Genomic DNA, 7662 nt, shown 5'->3' with positions numbered 1-7662 from the left:
GAATGGCAATGAGGGCAGTTTACCGCCGGGCGGCCCCGTTTGATATTTACTAGACACATTTACCAAAGTTACGCCTCATTGCTTCTCTTCTCAAAACTCATCATACATTTCAGTACATTACCTAATTTGGATTCCACCCATACTAAGACTTATGGGTGGAATTACCAAAAATAAAGTAACAAACAGGACCAAGACTTAACTAAAGTTTATAGTTATGAAAGGAAGTAAATCTATATGGATACTATTCAGTATATCTCTGATTGTGGAATTACTATCATCTGGATTTAATAAAATTTCAGACACTAGACCTTATGAGGATGAAATAAAGGCATGGCATAATAAACGAATTGAGAATCTGAAAAAAGAAAACGGTTGGCTGAATCTTGCCGGACTCTTTTGGTTGGAAGAAGGTAAAAATACTTTTGGTACGGGTAGTTCAAATAAGATTGTTTTCCCAAAAGGTAAGAGCGATGATTTCTTAGGTACATTGATTTTAGAGAAAGGAGAAGTTTTCATTGAGACTACTGCTGATAAAGCTATTTTTAACAATGAACAATCAGTAACTAAATTGAAAATCTTTCCTTTAGAGAAGCCAACTATATTAAAGCATAAGTCTTTACGCTGGTTTATCATTAAAAGAGGGGATAAATATGGTATTCGCTTAAGAGATTTAGAAAGTCCTTTTCTGAAAGAATTTACAGGTATAGAAACTTTTCCGATTGATGAGAAATGGAAAATAAAGGCGAAGTTGGTGAAAGAAGAAAATAAGAAAATTTCAATTCTGGATGTATTGGGCCAAACCAATCTTCAGGATTCATCTGGCAAATTAGTATTTACTATTGCTGGTAAAGAATATAGTCTTGATGCGCTGAAAGAAGGAGAGAGCTTATTTATCATTTTTGCCGATAAAACTAACAAAAAAGAGACTTATGGTGCAGGTCGGTTTGTTTATACAACCAAACCTGATGACAACGGAGAGGTATACTTAGATTTTAATAAGGCAACTAATCCCCCTTGCGCTTTTACACCGTATGCCACTTGTCCTTTGCCGCCTATGCAAAATACATTGCCAATTGCAGTAAATGTCGGAGAGAAGAACTATGGTCATCACTAAAGATATGCTCGTTGTGCGTTTAGTACGATCAAAGAATATAAAACGCACAACGTAGTTTTTTTGTACTCTGATAGGCTTCGTTGTTTTAATAAACTAATGAGGCAATCTGGCTTGGCTTATCATTAGCCAAGTCAGATTTTTTAAGAGGTGTGATAAATGTTATTGTTTACAGTGAGGTTATGTTAAAATAAATTAATCTACTAAATTGATAGATTTTATAGAAATATATTTGTATGTTTGCATGAGTATCAAATAAAGCCAAAAATAACTAAACTAAACTTTACAAATCATTACACTTCATTAACAACACCATGATTTCAAAAAAAGCTAAATACGCACTGAAGGCCTTAAAGGTTTTGGCAGAAAAGTATGGTGAAAAAGATTCACTAACTGTAAATGACATTGCCAACGAAGAGAATATACCAAGAAAATTTCTGGAAACTATTCTGCTCGAATTGAGAAACAATGGTCTATTGACAAGCCATAAAGGAAAAAATGGTGGATACTCATTAAGTGTTGAACCCACTAAAATTACACTGGCCCGTATATTGCGCATTACAGATGGTCCTATCTCTCCAACTTTGTGTGTTTCTATTTATTATTACGATAAATGCGACGACTGTGGTGATGAGGAAACCTGCCCTATCCGACCCATTATGCTGAAGGTGCGTGATGCTAACCTGAAAGTATATGAGAATACGACACTAATGGATTTTGTCAATAAAAAAGAGTTAGTATTTGCCTAAATCCAATATTGATATAATCTTAATGAAATATATAGGTATGATAAACCATTTGACAGATTCTGTAGTTCAGATTGTAGAGAGAAAATAATTTGTCGGGAATATATTAGATTTTATATCATACCTAATGGCTAAAACAGATTTCGATGCAATAGTTGTAGGCTCAGGGCCAAATGGACTTTCTTCTGCCATTGCATTACAACAAGAAGGATTATCAGTATTATTAGTGGAAGCAAAATCTACTATAGGTGGAGGCCTAAGATCAGCTGAATTAACTTTACCAGGCTTTACACATGACATTTGCTCAGCTATACATCCATTGGCTTTGGCCTCGCCATTCTTTAGAACTTTGCCACTAGATAAACACGGGCTTGAATATATACAACCGCCAGTGGCTGCGGCGCATCCTTTTGATGACGGAACAACTGCTCTATTAACTCCGTCCTTAGAAGAAACAGCGAAGAGATTGGGAGAGGATGGTGAAATTTATAGAAAACAGATAGGATCACTGGCTAAAAAATTGCCTGTATTAGCTACTGATATTTTAGCGCCATTAAAAATACCTGAAAATATAATAGACTATTCTCTTTTTGGATTGAATGCGCTTTTACCAGCTAGTCTTTTAGTCAAACGTTTTTCTGCAGAAGCTGCTAAAGGATTATGGGCTGGCATGGCCGCTCACTCTATGCTGCCATTAAGTAGTTTAACTACTTCGGCTATTGGCTTAGTATTAATGGCGGCTGGGCATGCTTACAATTGGCCTATACCCAAGGGAGGCTCGCAAAAAATAGCAGATTCACTAGCGTCTTATTTCCAATCAATAGGTGGTAAAATAGAAACTAATTTTTACGTTAAATCTTTAGAACAATTGCCCTCAGCAAAGGCTATATTATTTGATATAACACCCAAACAGCTATTAGAAATTGCGGGTCATACATTTTCTTCTATCTATAAATGGCAATTAGAAAGATATAGGTATGGAATGGGTGTATTTAAGGTAGATTGGGCATTAGCAGAGCCCGTTCCGTTTACAGCAAAAGAAAACCTTTTGGCCGGAACAGTGCATCTAGGAGGTAGTTTTAAGGAGATTGAATTTGGTGAACAGGAAATCTGGAAAGGTAAGCATCAGGATAAACCTTTTGTTTTATTGGCGCAACAAAGTCTTTTTGACTCGACCCGTGCACCTGAAGGCAAGCACACCTTATGGGGTTATTGCCATGTTCCAGCCTATTCGAATAAAGATATGACCAATGCTATTGAGAAACAAATTGAAAGATTTGCCCCAGGATTCAGAGAGCGTATATTAGCCAGACACGTGATGAATCCGGCTCAAATGCAAGAACATAACCCTAATTATATAGGAGGCGATATTAACGGAGGTGCAATAGATTGGACACAACTATTTACTCGTCCCGCTTTGCGATGGTCGCCTTATAGAACTTCTACCAAAGGGCTTTATATTTGTTCTGCCTCAACACCACCAGGTGGGGGAGTTCACGGTATGTGTGGTTACCATGCAGCACAAAGAGTTCTAAAAGATTTATTTTAAAAAACAATTTTGAAGAGAAATATTTAACTTACCACCCCAAACCACTCTAATCACTTTAAATTATGTCGACCTCTACAAAGAAATTTGCTTTAACAGAAGACTGGACAGTCGTTATCCTAGGATTTTCTATCATTTTAATAACTATTTTAGGTTTCTTATTACCTGTACCATCTTTTGGTTGGAGTAATTCTTCAGAGCTATTTGAAAAAGTATTGTCAGTAGAAAATCTCCAGAAAATTCTTATTCAATTAGTAGCAGTAGTGGTTGTTGCCGTTGCAGGAGCGGCTCTATTAGGCAATTCAATTAAACCCTTTTTGACAGGCTTACCCATTGTATATGTATTAACTATACTGGCATTAATTATTACCGGAAACAGTGCTGTAAAAGATTTGAACCTTGAAGCTGTAATTTTCAGCCTTATAATAGGATTGGTGATTGGTAATACCATTAAGCTTCCTGATTGGCTAAAAGCATCACTTTCAACGGAGGTATTTGTTAAAATAGGATTAGTGCTTTTAGGCACAGGTGTTATTTTTTCTGATATCTTGAAAGCGGGTTCTTTAGGGTTGATTCAGGCATTATTGGTCGTGATTTCAGTCTGGTATTTTGCCTTCTGGATTTCTAAGAAAATGGGTATCGACGAAGAAATGGGCATTATGCTTTCAAGTGCCGTGTCTATTTGTGGGGTATCGGCCGCTATTGCCACCTCTGGGGCTATTAAAGGGGATTCTAAAAAACTATCGTACGTCATCTCATTGGTATTAATTACAGCCATTCCGATGATGATTTTTATGCCTTATATAGCTAAAGCATTGAGTTTGTCAGAAGAAGTAACCGGTGCATGGCTTGGCGGTACTATTGATACCACAGGAGCAGTAGTTGCTTCCGGATCGATGGTAGGAGAAATAGCTCTTAAAACCAGTACGATCGTTAAATTTTCGCAAAATGTTTTATTAGGGGTAGCTGCTTTTGCTATTTCTATTTATTGGACTTATACTAATAATCCTTTGGCAAAGGATAATGAGACCAGGCCATCGTTAGGTATAATCTGGGAACGATTTCCTAAGTTCGTTTTAGGTTTTGTGGCAGCTTCTTTATTATTTTCGTTTGTAATTCCCGCTGATACGGTAAGTGCGGTAAAAGGTAGCTTGAAAAACTTTCAAGGGCTTTGGTTTGCACTGGCTTTCACAAGTATAGGGCTGGAAACCAATTTCTCCGATTTATTCAACAAAGACAGTAGAAAGCCTTTATACGCTTTCTTAATTGCACAGACCTTCAATATCTTCATTACACTGATTATTGCTTATTTTTTATTTAGATAATCCTTAGTTTATACTAATCATTGGTAATGGGATTCTGAAAAAAGTTTCAGAATCCCTTTTTTCTACAATACCTGAACTTAAATCATAATCGAAAATGTTTATTAATAAATCTATTTACTTTATAGATTAAATATTTTTATATTTGCTTCATCTAAAACCAGAGAAAATTATGAGATTATTTACAGCATTTGTCGCTATAACCGTTATTATAGCCAGCTCAACCACACAAGCACAACAAGCGCCAAAAAATGGAGCATGGCGAGGTACATTCAAATTGGCTAACGCTCAGGAATCACCTTTCAATTTCGAATTGCAAAGTAAAACTGCTTACTTATTAAATGGTTCTGAACGTTTTGAGCTTAAAGGTATCACTCAAAAGCAGGACTCTTTATTTATTCCGGTTGATATTTATGATGCAGTTATTGCTGCAAAAATTGTTAACTCAAATACTTTGACAGGTGTGTTTAAAAAGTTCAATACTGCTAAACCAGATAAAGGAATTGAATTTACTGCTGAATACGGCAAAAAATATCGTTTCTTTGAAAATCCAGGGGCAGCAAGTGTAAGCCTACATGGCAATTGGGATGTGGTGATAGGAGAGAGCACCAATAAAATTGTAGGGGTGTTTTCTCAGTTTGGCAATAAACTGACTGGTACTTTTCTAACGACAACCGGAGATTATCGTTATTATGAAGGTTCTGTACAAGGTAATGATTTTTATTTATCAGCATTTAGTGGGTCAAGTCCATCATTAATTAAAGGTAAAGTATCAGGTGATAACCTGGTAGGTGAAATAATCAATATTAGAGGAGCACAAACGATGAAAGGTGTACGCAATGAGAAAGCAGAACTACCCGATGCTTATACTTTAACAACAATCAAAGAAGGAACGTCTTTTGATTTTACTTTTCCGGATGCATTTACCGGAAAGTCTGTTTCACTCAAAGACCCTAAATATAAAGGGAAGGCTGTAATTGTTACAATTCTGGGAAGTTGGTGCCCAAATTGTTTAGATGAGGCTGCTTTTATGGCTCCCTGGTATAAGGCTAATAAGAAAAGAGGGGTAGAAATAATCGGTTTGGCGTTTGAACGTAAAAACGACCCGGCATTTGCCAAAACTCGTTTAGAAGTTCTGAAAAAACGTTTCGGTATTGAGTATGATATCTTATTTGCAGGAATAGCAGACAAAGAATTTGCGTCTAAAGTATTACCTGCGTTGAGTGCCGTATTGTCTTTCCCAACCACAATTCTGATTGATAAAGAAGGAAATGTAAGCAAGATTCATACAGGCTATTCTGGCCCGGCAACAGGAAAATATTATGAAGAATTCGTAAAAGAATTTGATCGGGACATTGATGAAGTTTTAGGGCAGAAACTACTTCTGTTAAACCAAAACAAGCAGAAAAATAATACTTTTTGAGTAAGCATTTTATTTCTGCTTACTCAAACTTCTGAATTTTAGTAAATCAAATTACTATAATCAATTTCTGAATAAGATTAATTTTGAAAATTAATCTACTAAATCAATAGAATATATAGATTAATTGATTATCTTTGCACCAGGTACTGAATTCACAACAATATAACTATAATTAATTTCTAAGGATATGAGTAACTACAGCCAAAAATATGATACAGCATTCTGGGATACCGAGATTTCGGTAAAGAAGAACAATGCGAAGCTCTTGCCTTTATTAACTGGCTCAAAAGCGCCTGATATTACCTTTAAAAAGGATATGGGTATCTGGCAAAAAGTCTCTTATCGGTTCAATTATACTTCTGCCACAATAAATTCTATCATGGATAATAAACCATTGGTAGTTAGTTTTTTGTCGGGTGGGTGGAATAATTATGGTTTAAAGCACTTGAAATTATTGAATCAGGCTTATTCTGAGATTGTCGCTTTGGGAGGGAATCTTTTGGTAATTGTACACGCCTCATATCCTGATGTTAGAGAAATGGTTCAGTTCTTTGAAATTCCATTCAATGTTATAGCTGACCCGAATAATGAAATTTCAGAAAAATTTGGTTTATTTTCAAAAGATGTACCCGTATGGGATAAGATCTCAGGTATTTCAGAAGAGGTACCGATTCCGGCTACTTATGTGTTGAATCAATACGCTCAGGTAATCTATCATACAATTGATGAAGATTTTTTACACACTTTTTCTGCAACAAAAGTACTGGGTGCTGTATTTGCAGCAGTAAATCGTGTACCTTATACAGCTAATTACAATTACGCAGCTTAAATTATTGAGTGAATGAGTGATTAACTAAACTATTTTGTCTAATCATTTTTTTCAATGAATATCAAATCTAATCACTCAATCATTATTCTCATGAAAATATCATCAAATATCAATTTTCTGACAATTCCGGGCTTAGCGAGTTCTGGCCCAAGACATTGGCAGACTTTATGGGAGAAACAATATCCATCTTTGTTTACCAGAGTTGAACAAGATAACTGGGATTTACCGGTTTGTAAGGCTTGGGTTGGAAAACTACAAAGCTATATTGAGCAATTAAATCAACCTACAGTTTTGGTGGCTCATAGCATGGGTTGTATGACGGTCGCACATTGGGCCAGGAAATATTATTCACCTTTGGTAAAAGGTGCCTTGCTGATTGCCCCTGCTGATGCTGAGTTTTCTGAAAGATTGAATTTTGCAGAAGGATTTAACCCAATTCCTAATACACTTCTTCCGTTTGAAAGTGTAGTTGTAGCCAGTACCAATGATATTTATGCTACAATTGAACGCTCGGAATATTTTGCCAATAATTGGGGAAGCACTTTTTTAAATATTGGAGCTAAAGGACATATAAACGCCAGTTCAGGCTTCGGAGAATGGAAAGAAGGCAAAATTATCCTGAACCAATTTGTGAATATATTAACTGACCCCTTTCAATTACAATGTGCCTGATTTGTCAGGAAAC

At 35.9% G+C, this 7662-nt stretch carries 7 protein-coding genes; all 7 read left to right on the top strand.

All coding sequences use genetic code 11. The features are described from left to right. Nucleotides 1-214: 214 nt before the first annotated feature. The 7 genes from D0T08_RS23315 (at nucleotide 215) to D0T08_RS23285 (ending at nucleotide 7649) form a co-directional block, all read left to right on the top strand. The gene (locus tag D0T08_RS23315; RefSeq protein WP_116985162.1) at nucleotides 215-1114 is read left to right on the top strand and encodes a DUF1684 domain-containing protein; all 900 of its coding nucleotides are present in this window, start codon (nucleotides 215-217) and stop codon (nucleotides 1112-1114) included. Nucleotides 1115-1425: 311 nt separating this feature from the next. Continuing rightward, a complete protein-coding gene (locus tag D0T08_RS23310) occupies nucleotides 1426-1860 on the top strand; it encodes an Rrf2 family transcriptional regulator (protein ID WP_116985161.1) in 435 nt (144 codons plus the stop codon). A 124-nt stretch (nucleotides 1861-1984) separates the two neighbouring features. After that, nucleotides 1985-3406 (top strand): NAD(P)/FAD-dependent oxidoreductase, encoded by a 1422-nt coding sequence (locus D0T08_RS23305; RefSeq protein ID WP_116985160.1) that lies wholly within the window; start codon nucleotides 1985-1987, stop codon nucleotides 3404-3406. Nucleotides 3407-3468: 62 nt separating this feature from the next. Further along, a complete protein-coding gene (locus D0T08_RS23300; protein ID WP_116985159.1) occupies nucleotides 3469-4728 on the top strand; it encodes a YeiH family protein in 1260 nt (419 codons plus the stop codon). Between the two features lie 169 nt (nucleotides 4729-4897). Further along, the gene (locus D0T08_RS23295; RefSeq protein WP_116985158.1) at nucleotides 4898-6148 is read left to right on the top strand and encodes a peroxiredoxin; all 1251 of its coding nucleotides are present in this window, start codon (nucleotides 4898-4900) and stop codon (nucleotides 6146-6148) included. Nucleotides 6149-6335: 187 nt separating this feature from the next. Beyond that, on the top strand, nucleotides 6336-6977 hold the full coding sequence (locus D0T08_RS23290) for a redoxin domain-containing protein (RefSeq protein WP_116985157.1): 642 nt from the start codon (nucleotides 6336-6338) through the stop codon (nucleotides 6975-6977). Nucleotides 6978-7067: 90 nt separating this feature from the next. Then, nucleotides 7068-7649, top strand: a complete 582-nt coding sequence (locus tag D0T08_RS23285) for an alpha/beta hydrolase (protein WP_116985169.1) — start codon at nucleotides 7068-7070, stop codon at nucleotides 7647-7649. Nucleotides 7650-7662 lie beyond the last annotated feature (13 nt).

The organism is Emticicia sp. C21 (assembly GCF_003418935.1).
Classification (GTDB): domain Bacteria; phylum Bacteroidota; class Bacteroidia; order Cytophagales; family Spirosomataceae; genus Emticicia.
Note: the sequence above shows the minus strand (reverse complement) of the source record. Positions and strands in the feature narration are given on the sequence as shown.

Coding starts and splice junctions, on each gene's coding strand:
- D0T08_RS23315 (WP_116985162.1), top strand. CDS start 215: ATGAAAGGAAGTAAATCTATATGGATACTATTCAGTATATCTCTGATT.
- D0T08_RS23310 (WP_116985161.1), top strand. CDS start 1,426: ATGATTTCAAAAAAAGCTAAATACGCACTGAAGGCCTTAAAGGTTTTG.
- D0T08_RS23305 (WP_116985160.1), top strand. CDS start 1,985: ATGGCTAAAACAGATTTCGATGCAATAGTTGTAGGCTCAGGGCCAAAT.
- D0T08_RS23300 (WP_116985159.1), top strand. CDS start 3,469: ATGTCGACCTCTACAAAGAAATTTGCTTTAACAGAAGACTGGACAGTC.
- D0T08_RS23295 (WP_116985158.1), top strand. CDS start 4,898: ATGAGATTATTTACAGCATTTGTCGCTATAACCGTTATTATAGCCAGC.
- D0T08_RS23290 (WP_116985157.1), top strand. CDS start 6,336: ATGAGTAACTACAGCCAAAAATATGATACAGCATTCTGGGATACCGAG.
- D0T08_RS23285 (WP_116985169.1), top strand. CDS start 7,068: ATGAAAATATCATCAAATATCAATTTTCTGACAATTCCGGGCTTAGCG.